Annotated in this window: 2 protein-coding genes; both read right to left on the bottom strand. The window is 45.2% G+C overall.

Going from position 1 to position 524, the window contains the following annotated elements; translation table 11 throughout:
• On the bottom strand, positions 1-363 hold a 363-nt coding region (locus tag FC65_RS11120; RefSeq protein ID WP_191979922.1), incomplete at its 3' end, for a transposase.
• A partial coding sequence (locus tag FC65_RS12660; RefSeq protein ID WP_235803141.1) for a hypothetical protein occupies positions 335-524 on the bottom strand: 190 nt, incomplete at its 5' end. The genes FC65_RS12660 and FC65_RS11120, both read right to left, overlap by 29 nt.

The following is a 524-nucleotide window of genomic DNA, read 5'->3' as shown; positions in this document are numbered from 1 at the left end:
GGTGATGGTCTGCTCGTCACAGCGTTGCCAAAAACGGGATAACGACGGTGGTGAGGCCAATTGCGGTTGTGCCAATAGTAATTTAAATGTGGGGTCATCACGCAAACTAGTGGCAGCTAGATCGGCAGGGTAGCCGGCGATCAACTGCAGCACGACCTGCTCTAGTAGACTAACGTTGCTGTAACGAGCGTAATGGCGCTGGTCATCAAAATGGACTAATTGATACGCTAAGGTCGTGAAATTGAGTTGCGCCATTAATTCTTTGACCAACACTAGCCCAGCATCAGTGGAAAGTTCACCACCAGTGTGCGAAATATGTAATTTAGGATTGAAATTAACTCGTTTTTCCGGTAAAGCTGCCATGAGAAGGACCTCTTTCTTTTGGTGGATAGCTGACTTGTGGTGAATCAACTATACCAAATCGGAGGTTCTTTTTCTGCACTAAAAAGGTGAAAAATAAAAAACACAGTACCGCCCATGATAACGGGGTGACACTGTGCTTGGAGAACTTATGGTGAATAATT

Origin of the sequence: Ligilactobacillus acidipiscis DSM 15836 (genome assembly GCF_001435755.1) — a bacterium.
In the GTDB taxonomy this organism is placed as follows: domain Bacteria; phylum Bacillota; class Bacilli; order Lactobacillales; family Lactobacillaceae; genus Ligilactobacillus; species Ligilactobacillus acidipiscis.
Note: the sequence above shows the minus strand (reverse complement) of the source record. Positions and strands in the feature narration are given on the sequence as shown.